12 protein-coding genes are annotated in these 17,223 nt (G+C 67.4%); 7 read left to right on the top strand and 5 right to left on the bottom strand.

The features are described from left to right. Positions 1 to 47 precede the first annotated feature (47 nt). Positions 48 to 1,319 (top strand): MFS transporter, encoded by a 1,272-nt coding sequence (locus HGB51_RS19295; protein ID WP_070208699.1) that lies wholly within the window; start codon positions 48 to 50, stop codon positions 1,317 to 1,319. On the opposite strand, the gene HGB51_RS19300 is transcribed toward HGB51_RS19295, so the two are convergent. Together HGB51_RS19300 and HGB51_RS19305 are read right to left on the bottom strand one after the other, a co-directional pair. Next, positions 1,309 to 2,214: a LysR substrate-binding domain-containing protein gene (locus tag HGB51_RS19300; protein ID WP_070208700.1), complete on the bottom strand. Its 906-nt coding sequence runs from the start codon at positions 2,212 to 2,214 to the stop codon at positions 1,309 to 1,311. The genes HGB51_RS19295 and HGB51_RS19300 overlap by 11 nt on opposite strands. Before the next feature lie 9 nt (positions 2,215 to 2,223). Further along, the gene (locus HGB51_RS19305; protein ID WP_070208701.1) at positions 2,224 to 3,192 is read right to left on the bottom strand and encodes a LysR family transcriptional regulator; all 969 of its coding nucleotides are present in this window, start codon (positions 3,190 to 3,192) and stop codon (positions 2,224 to 2,226) included. 106 nt (positions 3,193 to 3,298) lie between these two features. On the opposite strand from HGB51_RS19305, the gene aceB reads away from it, so the two are divergent. The 4 genes from aceB (at position 3,299) to HGB51_RS19325 (ending at position 10,103) form a co-directional block, all read left to right on the top strand. After that, the gene (gene aceB, locus HGB51_RS19310) at positions 3,299 to 4,948 is read left to right on the top strand and encodes a malate synthase A (protein WP_171966932.1); all 1,650 of its coding nucleotides are present in this window, start codon (positions 3,299 to 3,301) and stop codon (positions 4,946 to 4,948) included. Positions 4,949 to 5,007: 59 nt separating this feature from the next. Further along, the gene (gene aceA, locus HGB51_RS19315) at positions 5,008 to 6,291 is read left to right on the top strand and encodes an isocitrate lyase (protein ID WP_171966933.1); all 1,284 of its coding nucleotides are present in this window, start codon (positions 5,008 to 5,010) and stop codon (positions 6,289 to 6,291) included. Between the two features lie 260 nt (positions 6,292 to 6,551). Next, positions 6,552 to 7,595, top strand: a complete 1,044-nt coding sequence (locus HGB51_RS19320; protein WP_070209501.1) for a GGDEF domain-containing protein — start codon at positions 6,552 to 6,554, stop codon at positions 7,593 to 7,595. 12 nt (positions 7,596 to 7,607) lie between these two features. Next, on the top strand, positions 7,608 to 10,103 hold the full coding sequence (locus HGB51_RS19325) for a putative peptide modification system cyclase (protein WP_070209502.1): 2,496 nt from the start codon (positions 7,608 to 7,610) through the stop codon (positions 10,101 to 10,103). Between the two features lie 6 nt (positions 10,104 to 10,109). Here the strand turns inward: HGB51_RS19325 and HGB51_RS19330 are convergent, their stop codons facing one another. Continuing rightward, complete coding sequence (locus HGB51_RS19330) at positions 10,110 to 10,412, bottom strand: NHLP-related RiPP peptide (protein ID WP_070209503.1); 303 nt, start codon at positions 10,410 to 10,412, stop codon at positions 10,110 to 10,112. A gap of 162 nt (positions 10,413 to 10,574) precedes the next feature. Here HGB51_RS19330 and HGB51_RS19335 point away from each other — a divergent pair, with 162 nt between their 5' ends. Further along, a complete protein-coding gene (locus tag HGB51_RS19335; protein WP_070209504.1) occupies positions 10,575 to 11,738 on the top strand; it encodes a putative peptide maturation dehydrogenase in 1,164 nt (387 codons plus the stop codon). After that, positions 11,738 to 13,582: a putative peptide modification system cyclase gene (locus HGB51_RS19340; protein ID WP_171966935.1), complete on the top strand. Its 1,845-nt coding sequence runs from the start codon at positions 11,738 to 11,740 to the stop codon at positions 13,580 to 13,582. Before HGB51_RS19335 ends, HGB51_RS19340 begins: the two co-directional genes overlap by 1 nt. Positions 13,583 to 13,589: 7 nt before the next feature. On the opposite strand, the gene HGB51_RS19345 is transcribed toward HGB51_RS19340, so the two are convergent. Further along, positions 13,590 to 15,572 carry an acetyl/propionyl/methylcrotonyl-CoA carboxylase subunit alpha gene (locus HGB51_RS19345; RefSeq protein WP_070208174.1) on the bottom strand — a complete coding sequence of 661 codons (1,983 nt, stop codon included), beginning with the start codon at positions 15,570 to 15,572 and terminating at the stop codon, positions 13,590 to 13,592. A gap of 32 nt (positions 15,573 to 15,604) precedes the next feature. After that, the gene (locus HGB51_RS19350; RefSeq protein WP_070208148.1) at positions 15,605 to 17,215 is read right to left on the bottom strand and encodes a carboxyl transferase domain-containing protein; all 1,611 of its coding nucleotides are present in this window, start codon (positions 17,213 to 17,215) and stop codon (positions 15,605 to 15,607) included. Positions 17,216 to 17,223 lie beyond the last annotated feature (8 nt).

The raw sequence follows: 17,223 nt of genomic DNA on the forward strand, positions 1-17,223 counted from the left end.
GAGCGCTGATCCTTACGCACCGGCCCGCCCCCACGGGCCCGAACGCAATGAACGGCGACACCGCAGCGCTGCCCGAGCGCAGTCCCACCACCCATCCGCCCACGCCCTCCCTGCACATCGAGCAGGGCACCCCGGCCTTCCGCCGTACGGCGGTCGCCCTGTTTCTGGCCGGCTTCTCCACCTTCGGCCTGCTCTACACCGTGCAGCCGCTGCTGCCGGAGTTCAGCCGCCACTTCGGCGTTTCCGCCGCCAACAGCGCGCTCGCCCTCTCCCTCAGCACTGGCCTGCTCGCGGTCTCCATGCTGGTCGCCGGGCTGATCTCCGACCGGGTCGGCCGTCGCGGCCTGATGATCGCCGCACTGCTCGCTTCCACCGTGCTCTCCGCCGCCAGCGCGCTGGTCGACGACTGGAGCACGCTGCTGGTGCTGCGCGCCCTGCTCGGCCTGACCCTCAGCGGCGTGCCCGCCGTGGCCATGACCTACCTGGTCGAAGAAATGGACCCGCGCGCGCTCGGCCTGGCCATGGGCCTGTACATCGGCGGCAACGCCGTCGGTGGCATGAGCGGGCGCCTGATCGCCGGCATCGTCGCCGACCATTGGGGCTGGCGTTGGGGCATCGGCGTGGTCTCGTTGATCGCGGTGCTCAGCACCGTGCTGCTGTGGGTGCAGCTGCCGCCCTCGCGCCACTTCCAGAGCCGCCGCGGCGGCCTGCGCGAACTGCCCACGCGCTGGCGCCAGCTGTTCGCCGACCCCGGCCTGCCGTCGCTGTTCGCCACCGCGTTCGTGCTGATGGGCGTGTTCGTCACCCTCTACAACTACCTCGGCTACCACCTGCTCGCACCGCCGTACCAGCTCAGCCAGACCGTGGTCGGCCTGATCTTCAGCGTCTACCTGGTCGGCACCTTCAGCTCGGCCTGGATGGGCCAGCAGGCCACCAAACATGGTCGCGGCCGCGTGCTCGGCATCTGCTACGCGCTCATCGCACTCGGTATCGTCATGCTCGCGCTGCCGTGGCTGGGCTGCATGGCGGTGGGCATCGCGCTGGTTACCTTCGGCTTCTTCGGCGGGCACTCGGTGGCCAGCAGCTGGGTCGGCAGCCGCGCGGGAGTGATGCGCGCCGAAGCCTCGGCGCTGTACCTGTTCGCCTACTACCTGGGCTCCAGTCTGGCCGGTGCCGCCGGCGGCGTGTTCTACACCCACTGGGACTGGTGGGGCGTGTGCGCGTTCACCGCCGTGCTCACCGTGATCGGCGCGACCATCGCGTGGCGGCTGGGCCGTCGCGCACAGCCGCTGCAGGCCGCGCTCGCCGTCAGTCGCTGAGTCCGCCCTGCAGCAGTTTGGTGAAGTGGGTGATCAGCGGTGACGGGCTGCCGCGACGGTAAGCCACGTGCACTTCCGAACTGGCCGCGCGGTCGCTCAACGGCACGAAGCGCGCGCCTTCCACATGGATATGGCTGCACGACGCCGGCAGCACGGTAACGCCGAGGCCAGACGCCGCCAGGCTGATCAGCGTCGACGCTTCGCCCGCTTCCTGGATGATGCGCGGGGTGAACCCCGCATTCCGGCACAGCGCGATGAAGTGGTCATGGATACCGGCGCCCACTTCGCGCAGGAACCCCACGAACGGCTCGTGCGCAAACTGCCGCAGCGCCAGCGGCGCGCCCTCCGGCAACCCGCGCAGCAGCGGGTGCTGGTCATGCACCACCAGCGCCAGCGGATCACTGAACAATTTGCGCGAGGTCAGCGGCGCCGGCAGCGCCCGCTTGCGGATCAAGCCCACGTCCAGCTCATTGGCCACCAGCGCGTCGATCTGCTGCAGCGTGTTCATTTCGCGCAGCTTCAACTGCACCTGCGGGAACTGCTGGCGGTAGGCGAAGATCGCGCGCGGAATCTGCGTGGACAACGGCGTCGCCCGGGTCAGCCCGATCCTCAGTTCGCCGGTTTCGCCACGCTGCGCGCGCTGGGTCAGCTCAATGGCCTGGTCGACCCGTGCCAACGCCTCGGTGGCCTGTGCCTGCAGCACGCGCCCGGCCTCGGTGAGTTCCACCCGGCGATTGCTGCGCAGGAACAACCGCGCACCCAGCAGCGTTTCCAGCTGGCGGATCTGCTGGCTCAGCGGCGGCTGGGACATGCCCAGGCGTTCGGCGGCGCGGCCGAAGTGCAGGGTGTCGGCCACCGCCAGGAAATAGCGCAGGTGGCGCAGTTCGATCGACATGGCGGCGCGTCAGCGTTCTGAATGACCGCTTTCATCATAGCTGCGCGGACTGAACAGGTCCGGCTGGATCAGCTCGATGAAGGCACGCGCCTGCGGTGACAGGAAGCGCCCACGGCGCACGATCACCCCGTAGCTGCGCTGGGGGAACCACGCGCTCATCGAACGCGTCACCAGCCGGTCCCGGTCGGCGTCGTTGAGGCACAGCGCCGGCACGATGGAAATGCCCATGCCCATTGCCACGTACTGCTTGATCACCTCCCAGCCGCCCACCTCCAGCGCCACCGTGTACGGCACGCGCTGGCGCTGGAACACCTGGTCGACCAGCCGGTAGGTGATCTGGCGCTTGGGCGGCAGCACCAGCGGGTAGGCCGAGATCGCCTGCAGGGTCAGCTCCGGCGCGGTGGCCAGCGGATGGTCGGGCGGGGCGATCAGCACCTGCTCGAAGCGGTAGGCCGGGGCGTAGCTCAGGTCGGACGGCACCTCGGTCATCGAGCCCACCGCCAGGTCGGCCGCGTCGCTGCGCAGCAGGTCGGTGCCGTCGGCGCTGATCGCGTTGTGCAGGGTCAGGCGCACGTCCGGGTGGCGCTGGCGGAAGCGCTCCACGATGCGCGGCAGCAGGTACAGGATGGTGGAGCTGTTGGCGGCGATGTTGAGTTCGCCAGCGTCCAGCCCCTTCACCTTGTCGCGGAAGCTGGCCTCCAGCCCGTCCAGGCTTTCCACCAGCGGCTGGGCCATCTCAAACAGCAGCTGGCCCTCGCGGCTGGGCACCAGGCGCCGCCCGCTGCGCTCGAACAGGCCCACCCCCAACTCGCGTTCCAGCGCCTGCAACTGCTGGCTGATCGCCGGCTGGCTGACGAACAGCGCCTCAGCCGCCCGTGAGACCGAGCCCAGCCGCACCGTCTGGCAGAACGCCCGCAGCGGCTTCAGTCGATCAGATTTGTAGGAAAAACGGGGACTTGGCGGCTTGGCTGTGGGCATGGCGTCACGGCTATAAGATGAACTTATAAAACGCATTGCAATATCTGCTTTGTCAAATACCACACTCCAGCGCACGGTGGCATCACCCGCAACGCAGGAGTTGGACATGTCCGCTGTCGCCGCCTTCGCCACCGCCCAGCCCACCCCGGCCGACGCTCCGGCCACGCCGGGCATTGCCCTCACCACCCAGCTGGCCGGCCAGTCCGCGCTGCTGCCGGCAGGGGTACTGGCGCTGCTGGTGTCGCTGCACCGCGCGGTGGAACCGGAGCGCCAGCGCCGCCTGCAGGCCCGCCGCGAACGCCAGGCGTTCTTCGACGGCGGCGGCCTGCCGGACTTCCGCACCGACACCGCCGCCATCCGCAGCGACGACTGGCGCGTGGCCGCCATCCCGGAGGCGCTGCAGGACCGCCGCGTCGAGATCACCGGCCCGACCGACCCGAAGATGGTCATCAACGCGCTGAACTCCGGCGCCAAGGTGTTCATGGCCGACTTCGAGGACTCCACCGCCCCGGCCTGGCGCAACCTGCTGGCCGGCCAGCAGGCGCTGATCGGCGCAGTGCGCGGCGACCTGACCCATACCGGCCCCAGCGTGGACGGCAAGCCCGGCAAGCAGTACGCGCTGCGGCCGCTGGACGAACAGGCGGTGCTGATCGTTCGCCCGCGCGGCTGGCACCTGGATGAGAAGCACGTGCGCATCGACGGCCAGCCGCTGGCCGGCGGCCTGTTCGACGCGGCGGTGTTCGCCTTCCACAACGCGCGCACCCTGATGTGCCGCCAGCGCGGCCCGTACTTCTACCTGCCCAAGCTGCAGTCGATGGAAGAGGCCGCGCTGTGGGAGACCGCGCTGTCGCACATCGAAGGCATGCTCGGCCTGCCGCACGGGCAGATCAAGGTCACCGTGCTGATCGAAACGCTGCCGGCGGTGTTCGAGATGGACGAGATCCTGCACGCGCTGCGCGACCGCATCGTCGGCCTGAACTGCGGCCGCTGGGACTACATCTTTTCGTACATCAAGACCTTCCGTAAGCACGCCGACAAGGTGCTGCCCGAGCGCGGCCAGGTGACCATGACCCAGCCGTTCCTGAAGGCCTATTCGGAACTGCTGATCCAGACCTGCCACCGCCGTGGCGCACATGCGATGGGTGGCATGGCCGCGCAGATTCCGATCAACCATGACGCCGCTGCCAACGAACAGGCCATGGCGCGCGTTCGGGCCGACAAGCTGCGCGAAGTGACCGCCGGCCACGACGGCACCTGGGTGGCGCACCCGGCGCTGATCCCGGTGGCGCAGGCGATCTTCGACGCGCACATGCCCGGCCCGAACCAGCACGCGGTGCTGCGCCGGGATGTGCGGGTGGGGCGCGACGAACTGATCGCCGCACCCACCGGCACCATCACCCGCGCCGGTTTCGAGGGCAACGTGGAAGTGTGCGTGCGCTACCTGGCCGCCTGGCTGGACGGCAACGGCTGCGTGCCGATCCATCACCTGATGGAAGACGCGGCCACCGCCGAGATCAGCCGCAGCCAGCTGTGGCAGTGGCTGCACGTGCCCGGCCAGCACCTGGACGACGGCACCGCCATCGACCTGCCGCTGCTGGACGCCACCCTGGCCGCGCTGCCGGCAAAGCTGGGCGAGCGCAGCGCGCTGCCGGGCGGGGCGCGGATTGAAGAGGCGATCGGGTTGCTGGCCGAGCTGAGCCGCCGTGATGAGTTGACCGACTTTTTGACCCTGCCGGCCTACGACCGCCTGGCCTGACACATGCAGCCGGGCAGGGCCCGGCTCTACCCCCGCTGCCGACCCACCTGGAGAACACCATGACCAAGCTGCCGACCGCCGAACAGATCCAGCACGAATGGAACACCGACCCGCGCTGGGCCGGGATCCAGCGCAACTACAGCGCCGCCGACGTGGTGCGCCTGCGCGGCACCGTGCACGTGGAGCATTCGCTGGCCCGGCTGGGCGCGGAGAAGCTGTGGAAGTACCTGCGTGAAAAGGACTTCGTCAACGCACTCGGCGCCCTGACCGGCAACCAGGCCATGCAGCAGGTCAAGGCCGGCCTCAACGCCATCTACCTGTCCGGCTGGCAGGTCGCCGCCGACGCCAACCTGGCCGGCCAGATGTACCCCGACCAGTCGCTGTACCCGGCCGACTCCGTGCCCGCGGTGGTCAAGCGCATCAACAACACCCTGCTGCGCGCCGACCAGCTGCACCACGCCGAAGGCAAGGACGAGATCGACTTCCTGCAGCCGATCGTGGCCGACGCCGAAGCCGGCTTCGGCGGCGTGCTCAACGCCTTCGAGCTGATGAAGGCGATGATCGAAGCCGGCGCGGCTGGCGTGCACTTCGAAGACCAGCTGGCCTCGGTGAAGAAGTGCGGCCACATGGGCGGCAAGGTGCTGGTGCCCACCCGCGAGGCCATCGAGAAGTTGAACGCCGCGCGCCTGGCCGCCGACGTGCTGGGCGTGCCCACCCTGCTGGTCGCCCGCACCGACGCCGAAGCCGCCGACCTGCTGACCAGCGACATCGACCCCAACGACCAGCCCTTCGCCAGCGGTGAGCGCACCCCGGAAGGCTTCTACCGCACCCGCAATGGCCTGGACCAGGCGATCAGCCGCGGCCTGGCCTACGCCCCCTACGCCGACCTGGTCTGGTGCGAGACCGGCAAGCCGGACCTGGAGTTCGCCCGGAAGTTCGCCGAGGCCATCCACGCCAAGTACCCGGGCAAGCTGCTGGCCTACAACTGCTCGCCCAGCTTCAACTGGAAGAAGAACCTGGACGACGCCACCATCGCGAAGTTCCAGAAGGAAATCGCCAGCTACGGGTACAAGTTCCAGTTCATCACCCTGGCCGGGTTCCACGCCCTGAACTACTCCATGTTCAACCTGGCCCACGGCTACGCCCGCCGCCAGATGAGCGCCTTCGTCGAGCTGCAGGAGGCCGAATTCGCCGCCGCCGACCGCGGCTTCACGGCCGTGAAGCACCAGCGCGAGGTCGGCACCGGCTACTTCGACGCCGTCACCCAGGCCATCCAGCAGGGCCAGTCCTCCACCACCGCCCTGACCGGCTCGACCGAAGAAGAGCAATTCCGGGCGGCCTGACGCCCGGAACCATCCCCCCAAAAGGCCGCCCCTGTAGGGGCGGCCCCGCTTTTATCTGCAACCGCCAGGTGCTACGGTCCGCACAAGACACCCTGCGGTAGAGGATGGCCGGTTTACCCCGGTCGCCGCGTTGGGGAGAGGGGTCGGTGCGTCGGGAGGGATTCCGGGCGCCCTGGCTCGAATTTGCGATGAGGCGCACACTTTTAAGGGGTGCTATCCTCCATCGCTCACCGGGGAACGCTAGGAAGCGGGTGTACGGTATGAGCGGCAAGCTGGCCACGAACGTGTGCGAACGGGAACCAGGCATCGCGCAGACCGCGATGGCTGACATAGTGCATGCCGTTCTCAGCGCTGGCGAATTCGCCCTGTTCGCCGAATTCGGCCGGCACCGCCCGCTGCGCGCCGGCGAACACCTGTTCCTGCGCAACCAGTCCGGCAGCACCATGTATGTCATCGTCAGCGGTGGCATCGAGCTCGATTTCGGCGAAGACCTGGTGGTCAAGACGCTGGGCCCGCACGAATTCTTCGGCGAACTCGGCCTGCTGATCGGCGACCACCCGCGCAGTGCCGACGCGCGCGCTACCAGCGATTCGCTGGTGCTGGAACTGGACAACGCCGATTTCCAGCGCCTGGTCGACCGCGATCCAGGTCTGGTCGCCTACTTCCTGCGCCGCACGATCATGCGCGTGGTCAGCAACGAACAGGTCCTGATCCGCCAGCTGCGCCGGCGCAACCACGACCTCGAAACCGCGCTCGACAATCTATACGTCACCACCCACCAGCTCACCCATACCCGTGAGCTGGTGCGCACCGACGAACTCACCGGCCTGCACAACCGCCGCGGCCTGGCCCTGTACCTGCAGGAATGCCGCAGCCACGAAGGCGACGCTCCGCAGGGCCTGCTGCTGATCGACTGCGACCACTTCAAGCAGGTCAACGACGAGCACGGCCACCAGGCCGGCGACCGCGTCCTGCAGAGCATTGCCAACATCCTGCGCTCGGTGGCCAACGAACAGGACCGCGCCTGCCGGCTCGGCGGCGACGAATTCTGCCTGCTGCTGCGCGTAGCCGACGCCGACAGCCTGCAGCACGCCGCTGAATTCATCCTGGGCGCGGTGCACGGCCTGATGGGCCGCGCCAACCTGCAGCCGCACGTCTGCCCGGTCAGCATCGGGGTCTGCCTGATCGACCCGCTCGGCGACTGGAGCGACTGGTACGCCCGTGCCGACAACGCGCTGTACCAGGCCAAGCGCCTGGGCGGCAATCGACTTCATTGGTCGCGTTCTGCGACGTCCTTGACCTGAGCGGATGCAGCCATGAACGGCGACAACGGAACGTCGACCCAGTCCCCGCAGCTGCGCGCACTGCTGTTCACTGATCTGTGCGATTCGCTGGTGCTGGTTGAACGCATCGGTGACCAGGCGGCGGCCGAGCTGTTCCAGCAGCATGACCGGCTCGTGCTGGGTCTGCAGCAGCGCTGGAATGGGCAGCAGATCGACCGATCCGACGGCTTGTTCCTGCTGTTCGAGCGCGCCATTGATGGACTGGGGTTTGCCTTGGACTATCAGCGCGAACTGCGCACGTTGGGCCAAGACCAGAAGCTTGCGCTGCGCGCCCGTGCCGGATTGCATGTGGGCGAAGTACTCACCTGGGAAAACAGCGCCGAAGCGGTGAAGGCCGGAGCAAAGTCAGTCGAGGTCGAGGGTCTGGCAAAGCCGATGGCCGCGCGCTTGATGATGCTGGCACGGCCGGGGCAAATCCTGCTTTCAGCCGTTGCGGAATCTCTGACGCATCGCGCGACCTCCAGCCTGGGCGAGCGCGCTGAGCGTCTGGTCTGGAAGTCACACGGACGCTGGCGCTTCAAAGGAATACCCACGACGCAGGAAGTCTACGAAGTGGGGGAGATCGGCTCTGCGCCACTCCGCATGCCGCGCGGATCGGGCAAGGCCCGCCGCGATATTCCGCTGTGGCGCCAACCTGCGGCTTTGGCAGCCGAAGCGTTGCTGGTCGCCAGCGTGGTCGTGGGAGGCTGGTTGCTGCTGCGACCGGCGCCTGCGATTGCATTTGCAGAACGCGACTGGGTGGTCGTCGGGGAAGTACGCAACCTGACCGGCGAGCCCTTGCTGGACGACAGCCTGGACCAGGCATTCCGGATCAGCCTGGGGCAATCCCGCCACGTCAACGTGCTCAGCGACATCAAGGTCCGCGAAACACTGGCGTTGATGCAGCAACCCGTGGAGTCCCTGCTGGACCGGCGAACCGCGATCGAAGTAGCCATGCGCGACGGTGCTCGTGCCGTCGTCATGCCTTCCGTCCTCGAGGTCAACGGCAAGTTGCGGGTGACGGTGGAAGTCATCGACCCCGCCACGAGCAACACCGTCTACTCGCACTCGGCCGATGGGCGTGGACTGGAGTCTGTGCTGACATCTGCCGACCAGGTCGTTGCCGCGTTGCGCGAAGACCTTGGCGAAGCAATGCAGAATATTTCGCGCGACTCGGCACCGCTACCCAAAGTAGCGACCTCCAGCATCGACGCCCTGCATGCCTACGCAAAAGGGTTGGCGGCGATTTCGAATCAGGACTACGACAGTGCCCTGCTGTTCTTCAATCAGGCCGCCACTGTCGACCCCGACTTCGCATTCGCCTATCTCGGCATGATGCGCATCCGCGACGGGCAGGGAAACCTGGAGGAGGCGCGCCGTCTTTACGACCGCGCTTATGCGCTTCGTGATCGGCTTACGCCGCGCGAACAGCTCTATCTGCAGGGTTGGGGCACCCAGTTGGGTGGCGCAGCGCTTCCTGCCATCGCCGAACAGTGGCGGATGATGACGGAGCTTTATCCGGACGATCAGGCCGGGCACATGAATTACGCAAGCGCTCTCTACATAGCGGGGAAATACGACGCCGCACTGGCCGCTGCGCGCCCACTTCTGCTGGCCCAGTACTCCCAGCGAGCGCTTGCGCAGAACTTCATTGGCCGCATCCACCTTGCATTGGGGGAAGTGGAACAGGCGCAGCAGATGTTCAAGGAAGCCTCTGCACTTGATCGTGGCGCAAGCGACGTCTGGTTGGCGCTGAGCCTGGCGACGGCCCGGAACTATGAGGCGTCTGAAGCGACCTTTGCGCGCAGGCCGTTGCGCGACGTAGGTGAGCAGATCGAGCGCGCAAGCGCACTGGTGGACCAGCGCAAGCTGGTTGAGGCAAGCGCCCTGATCGAACGTGCCCAGGCAGATTGCGGTGGCGTGCCCGAAGTCTGCCGCGCGCTCGACGTGCTTGCGCTGCACCAGCGAAGGCTGAGCGGGAATCCGGCCCCCAGGGCCTCCTATGCGGCCATATTGGACGCATGGCTGAGAAAGGCAGAGCAACAGGATCCGGCGGCGCGGAGGGAAACGGCGCTGTTCGTGCTGGCGACTGCGTACCACACTGTGCGCGCGGGCCATGCAGGGACAGTGAAGGCCCGCGCAGATGCATTGAAGGCGCTGGTGCAGAAGGAAGACGAGCCACGGGTGCATCAGCTATGGACGCTGGTACAGGCCGCGATCGAGGTCGACGATGGGCAGCCCGCGCGGGCGCTGGTGTCGTTGGAGCCTTTGGTCAACGGCAGTGAGCTGTATCAGGTCCACGTTGTACTTCAGGATGCGTACGCGGCGCTTGATGACGCTGGCGGCCAGGCGAACGAGCGGGACTGGCTGGAGAAGCAGCGGGGCCGCGCCTACGCCGAAGAGATAAGCATGTACGTACTGCAGTCGCTCAATCTGGACGATGCAGCCCGGTTGAGAAGCAGCGGCACGCAGGGTGCCGCTGCTCCCTAGCCTTCATCAGGCATCGTCGTCCAGCGACTTGGCCGGGCCGCCGGCCTCGAAGCAGAACACAACGCGGAACGGCCCGTTCACCTGCAGCTGTCGCGCCAGTTTCCCGCGCATTTCCTCGAACTCTTCTTTCGAAGCAAGGCTGGCGACCGGATCGCAGCAAAGCACGGTCGCCTCCGGATCGACCCCAAGGGTCTCCAACGCTTTCGAGGGGTTGGCGGCAAATTCTTTACGGAATTCATCATCCTTGCTCAGCAGGTCAAGAAGCTGCTGCACGGTATCTTCCGGGAGCGGGGTATTCGTCGAAGTCATCTGAAGGGCCTGCAGTTGGAGGAAATCAGGACGTTATCGGCGGCCGCGGCGATACATTGAGTTCCAGTGGATGGAACATCGTGGCCAGCCAGTGACGGGTTCCGGCCCCCCAGCCGGTGCGGCTATATTGGCGGGAACCCGGGTGGATCATAGACCTTTGCGATGAAGTTTCGCCGTTGCCAGATGCTGTTCGTGGAGCCACGCGAGCAGGCCGAGTTCCGTCTCGAGGGTATTCTTGCCGGCGGTAGCGGCCTGCACTACTGGCAGACCATGGTGGCATTGGCCGCCCATCTCGACGAGCCGGTCTTCCTGACCACGGAAGAGGCGACCCTGCTGCTGTCCTGCAGCGCAGAGCGCTGGCAGGACCTGGTGGAGGTGCCAGCGGACAGTGATCGGATCATGAGACTTGCGGCGAGTGGGGTCCTGCTGAGCGACCTGCCGGAGCATGCGCACCACGCTGCCGCCGACGCCCAACTGCGTGCCTCGCACTGGTGGCCGCTGGGTGCTCTGTTCCACCGGCTTTCCCGTTGGACAGCTGTGGACAGCGTTGCGGAGATGGAGCAAAACCAACTCGTCACGGCCCAGGACCTGGTTCGGCGTCTGGGCGCACCTCCCGCAGAGACGCTGCCACGCGCTGCGGGCGCGGTTGCCCTACCGCGACGGGAAGCTTCGCAGCTTGACGACCTGCTCGCCGCCCGAACCACGTGCAGGAACTTCGACACCACCAGACCGCTGCCCTTGGCACTTCTCGCGGGAACGCTTGAGCATGTGTTGATGGCGAGGTCGCACGTGGAGCCGGAGCCTGGCGCGCGTTTCCTGAAGAAAAACGTGCCGTCTGCGGGAGGCCTGCATCCTATCGAGGCGTATGTGGTCGCCCAGTCTGTGGACGGGCTTGAGCCGGGCCTGTACCACTACCATCCCGTAGCGCATGAGTTGGCCAGGACACCTTTACAGCCTGACGCGCTCCCGTCCTTCGTCCTTCGCCTGCTGGCGGGCCAGCGCTGGTTCGCCGATGCGCACGTCCTGGTGATCCTGGTCTGCCGCTTTGAGCGCAACTTCTGGAAGTACCAGAACCACGTCAAAGCGTATCGCGCGATAACGCTGGACGCCGGGCACATTTCGCAGGCCATTTACACCGAGGCGACAGCCAACGGGCTGGGGGCCTTCGTTACCGCCGCCATCAACGAGAGCGAGGTGGAGAATCTCCTTGGGCTGGAGCCGATGGCTGACGGTCCGGTCGCAGTATGCGGTGTAGGCTGGCGTTCGGCGCAGATGGAGACCTCGGAGATGGATCCTGCCGGCCGCGTTTGGAAAGTGGGCGTTTGATGCCGGCCCAGCTCCATGTACTCCGCGCTTGGCGGCGCGCGGCAGCGGTCGTCGCACTGGTCGCCCTGCTGGGACTCGCTGCCTGGGTGCTGCTGCGCCCGGAGCCGGCCATCGCTTTCGCCGAGCGTGACTGGGTGGTGCTGGCCGACGTGGACAATGCCAGCGGCGAGGCGGTGTTCGACGACTCCCTGCAGCGCGCGCTGTTGATGAGCTTGGAGCAGTCGCGCTACGTCAACGTGCTCTCCAGCAGCAAGGTGAGCGAATCGCGCGACCTGCTGCGGGTGCCGACCGGGCGCGTGCTGGACCGCGAGCTCGCCAGTGACGTGGCCGCGCGCGAGGGTGCGCGCATGGTGCTGGCGCCGTCCATCCGCCAGTCGGCCGGACACTATCTGGTCAGTGTCGACCTGCTCGACCCGGCCAGTCGTGCGGTGGTGCGCCGTTATCGCGCCAAGGCCGACGCCTCGACCGACGTGATGGCCGCGGTGGACGACGTGGTCGGCCAGCTGCGTGCCGGCCTCGGCGAATCGGTGGCGTCGGTGCAGCAGTCGGTGCCGTTGCCGCAAGCCTCCACCGCCAACCTGCAGGCGCTCAAGTCGTTCGCGCTGGCCGAACACGCGCTGGGCCGACGCCGCTTTTCCGAGTCGGCCAAGCTGTACGAAGCAGCCATCGACGCCGACCCGGACTTCGCCATGGCCCACATCGGCCTGGCCAAACTGCTGGTGCGGTTGGAGCAGCGCGCGGAAGCGCAGCCGCACCTGGCGCGTGCGCTGTCGGTGAACCAGCGCCTCCCGCATCGCGAGCGCCTGTATCTGAAGGCGTGGAGCAACGAACTGAGCCCGGATTCCTGGCCTCTGGACGACTGGCGCGTGCTCGCCGACGTCTATCCCGATTCGTTCGCCGGTCTGTCCAATACCTCGTGGTACCTGCTCACCGACAACCGCTTCGATGATGCCGAACCCTACGCGCGCGCCGCGGCCGTGCCGCAGGATCCAATGCGTTCCTACCCCATCGCCCATCTGGGCTGGATCCAGCTCGGCACCAACCGCTACGACGAGGCGCTACGCAGCTTCGAGCTGTCCGAGCAGCTCACCGGCCGACCTGTCAGCGATCCCCGTGCCGACGTGCTGATCGCGATGCGCCGCTACAAGGAAGCGCAGGACCTGCTGGCCCAGCTGAGCAAGCCGCGCGACGAACTGCAGGCGATGATGAACGTGCGCGTGCGGGTGTTGTTGGCGGCCGACCAGGACGACTGCACCGGCATGGGCGAGGCGCTGGCCTCGGAACCGACCCCGACCGAGTCGGCCGACTTCCGCGTGCATGCCGAGCTGATGCGGGCGGTGGTGGACACCGCGTGCCAGCAGGGCAGTGCGGAGACGCTGGCCGGCATCGCCACGCAACTGCGCCCGCTGCTGGCGGCCGGCAACCATCCCAGCCTGCCCGACCGTGCGCTGCGACTGCTGTCGCTGGTGTACCTGGCGCAGCGCCAGGGCGACCACGCGCTGGCCGATCGGCTGCTGGCCGAGTACGGCCCGCTGCTGCTGAAACAGAAGAATCCGATGATCGGCAAATGGCGCACCGTGGTGCAGGCCATGCAGAAGGTAGGGCAGGGTGCACCGGCCCAGGGCGTGGCCTTGCTGAAGCCGCTGATGGACGGCACCGAGCCGGTGCAGGCGCGCGTAGCGCTGCGCGAAGCCTATCGCCAGCTGGGTGACGTTGGGGAATTCCACAAGCAGAACGAATGGCTGTTCGCCAACCGCGGCAGGGCGATCGCGGAGATCGCCAACACCCAGTTGATGCAGGCGTTGAACGTGCACGACACGGTGTCGGACGCAACGTTGCGTTGATAGCGGATTACGTTGCCTCGAAATCCACCAACACCGCACCATCCCCTACCTGGTCACCGGCCTTGACCCGATAACCCTGCACAGTGCCATCCGCCGGCGCCTGCAACGTGTGCTCCATCTTCATCGCTTCCAGCACCAGCAGTGGCGTACCGCGCGTTACCTTGGTGCCCGGTGCCAGCAGCGTCGCCACGATCCGGCCCGGCATCGGCGCCACCAGGCTGCCTGCATCGGCCACGCCCTGGTCGGCTTCGCTCACCGGATCATGCAGGGTGAAACGCTGCACGCCGTCTGTGCCGAACAGGTACAGCTCGCTGCCATCGCGCACGACCCGCGCGCGGTGCAGGGTCTGCCCGATCTGCAACGAAAGCTGCCCGCCGCCGACACGGCCAGTGGCCTGCACCTCGGCGTCATCCACGCGCAGCGACCACGCGCCGGCGCCGCCTTCCACCGCAACCGCACGCTGGCTGCCGCGATGCTCCAACGTCACCCGGCGCGCCGCGCGCTGCCCCAGCCGCCAGCCATCACTGGCCTGCCACGGCGAGTGCGGGTCGCGCGCATCGTTGCTGGCCGGCGCGTCGGTGGCTACCGCAGCCACCGCCGCCAGCGCCCACGACGCAGCATCCGTATCGCTGTCCACCAACGTCAGCGCCGCCTGCTCGCGCTCGATCAGCGCCGTATCCAGCTTCGCGTTCGCGAACGAATCGGTCATCACCAGCCGACGCAGGAACGCCGCGTTGGTGGTCACGCCCACCACTTCGCACTCGGCCAGCGCCTGCTGCATGCGGCGCAACGCCGCGTCGCGGTCCACGTCCCACACGATCAGCTTGGCGATCATCGGGTCGTAGAACGGGGTGATCGCATCGCCCTGTTCCACGCCGGCATCCACGCGCACGTGCGCGTTGCCCGCAGGCAGGCGCAGGTGGCGCAGGGTGCCGGTGGAGGGCAGGAAGCCCTTGTCCGCATCCTCGGCATACAGTCGCGCTTCCAGCGCATGCCCGCGAATCTGCAGCTGCTCCTGCTGCAGCGGCAGCGGCGCACCACTGGCCACGCGCAGTTGCCATTCCACCAGGTCGGTACCGGTGATGCACTCGGTCACCGGGTGCTCCACCTGCAGGCGGGTGTTCATTTCCATGAAGTAGAAATCGCCACCGGGCCCGGCAATGAACTCCACCGTGCCCGCACCCACGTAGTTCACGGCGCGCGCGGCATCCACCGCGGCCTTGCCCATCGCGGCGCGGCGCTCGGCGGTCATGCCCGGCGCAGGCGCTTCTTCCAGAACCTTCTGGTGGCGGCGCTGCACCGAGCAGTCGCGCTCGAACAGATACACCACGTTGCCGTGGCTGTCGCCGAACACCTGGATTTCAACGTGGCGCGGACGCTCCACGTACTTTTCCACCAGCACGTGCGCGTTGCCGAACGCCGACTGCGCCTCGCGCTGGCAGCTGGCCAAGGCATCGATGAAGGCCGCGCTGTCGTCCACGCGGCGCATGCCCTTTCCACCGCCGCCGGCACTGGCCTTGATCAGCACCGGGTAGCCGATGGCATCGGCCTGCTCGCGCAGGAATGCCGGGTCCTGCGCGTCGCCGTGATAACCCGGCGTGAGCGGCACGCCCGCCTGCGCCATCAGCGCCTTGGCCGCGCTCTTGTCGCCCATCGCGCGGATTGCAGCAGCAGAAGGGCCAATGAACACGATGCCGGCCTCGGCACAGGCTTGCGCGAAGTCCGCGTTCTCGGACAGGAAGCCGTAACCCGGATGGATCGCCTGCGCACCGGCGCGGCGTGCAGCGTCCAGGATGGCGTCCGCACGCAGGTAGCTTTCGCGCGCCGGGGCCGGGCCGATACCCACGGCTTCGTCGGCCAGGCGCACATGGCGTGCGTCGCGGTCCGCGTCGGAGTACACCGCCACCGTGGCAATGCCCAGGCGCTGGCAGGTGGCGATGACGCGGCAGGCGATTTCGCCACGGTTGGCGATCAGGATCTTGGTGAACATGGTGGTCTCGTTGCGCATGCCAGGGGGCCGGATCACATCCGGAACACGCCGAAGTCGGTCTTGCGGGCGGGGGCGTTGAGGCTGGCCGACAACGCCAGGCCCAATACCCGGCGGGTATCGGCCGGGTCGATGACACCGTCGTCCCACAGCCGTGCACTGGCGTAATAAGGGTGGCCCTGCTGCTCGAACTGGTCGCGGATCGGGCTCTTGAAGCTGTCCTCTTCCTGCGCCGACCACTGTCCGCCCTTGGCTTCAATGCCGTCGCGCTTGACCGTGGCCAGCACGCTGGCAGCCTGCTCGCCACCCATCACGCCGATGCGCGCGTTCGGCCACATCCACAGGAAGTTCGGCGAATAGGCGCGGCCGCACATGCCGTAGTTGCCGGCACCGAACGAACCGCCGATCACCACGGTGAACTTGGGCACCTTGGCGCAGGCCACCGCCATCACCAGCTTCGCCCCATCCTTGGCGATACCGCCGTGTTCGTACTTGCGCCCGACCATGAAGCCGGTGATGTTCTGCAGGAACACCAGCGGAATGCCACGCTGCGTGCACAGTTCGATGAAGTGCGCGCCCTTCAGCGCGGACTCGGAGAACAGGATGCCGTTGTTGGCGATGATGCCCACCGGGTAGCCGTGCAGGTGCGCGAAGCCGGTGACCAGCGTGTTGCCATAGCGGGGCTTGAATTCGTCGAAGCGCGAATCGTCCACCAGGCGCATGATCACTTCGCGCACGTCATACGGCTTGCGCGTGTCGGCGGGAATCACGCCGTACAGCTCCTGCGCCGGATAACGCGGTTCGGCCGGGGCCTGCACCGCCAGCGCCGGTTCCGGCTTGCGCCAGTTGAGCTGGGCAATGATGGCGCGCACGCGGGCGAGTGCCTGCAGGTCGTTGTCGGCCATGTGGTCGGCAACGCCGGAAATGCGCGTGTGCACATCGGCGCCGCCCAGTTCTTCGGCGGTGACCACTTCACCGGTGGCCGCCTTCACCAGCGGCGGGCCGCCCAGGAAGATGGTGCCCTGTTCGCGCACGATCACCGTTTCATCGCTCATCGCCGGCACGTAGGCGCCACCGGCGGTGCACGAGCCCATCACGCAGGCGATCTGCGGAATGCCCTGCGCGGAGAGGTTGGCCTGGTTGTAGAAGATGCGGCCGAAATGATCGCGGTCCGGGAACACCTCGTCCTGCAGCGGCAGGAACGCACCGCCCGAGTCCACCAGATAGATGCATGGCAGGCGGTTCTGCTCGGCCACTTCCTGCGCGCGCAGGTGCTTCTTCACCGTCATCGGGTAGTAGGTGCCGCCCTTGACCGTGGCGTCGTTGGCCACGATCACGCACTCAACGCCTGAAACACGGCCGATGCCCGCGACCACGCCGGCACTGGGAATCGGGTCCCCATACATGCCGTGCGCGGCCAGCGGCGCGATTTCCAGGAACGCGCTGCCGGGATCGAGCAGGGCGTCGATGCGGTCGCGCACCAGCAGCTTGCCGCGCGCGGTGTGCTTCTGCCGCGCCGCCTCGCTGCCGCCCAGCGCGGTCTGCGCCAGGGTGGCGCGCAGGTCGTCGACCACCGCCTGCAACGCAGCGCGGTTGGCTTCGAAGGTATCGCTGCCGGGTTGCAGCTGGGTGCTCAGTACAGTCATCGCAGGGC

Source organism: Stenotrophomonas bentonitica, assembly GCF_013185915.1.
Lineage (GTDB): Bacteria > Pseudomonadota > Gammaproteobacteria > Xanthomonadales > Xanthomonadaceae > Stenotrophomonas > Stenotrophomonas bentonitica.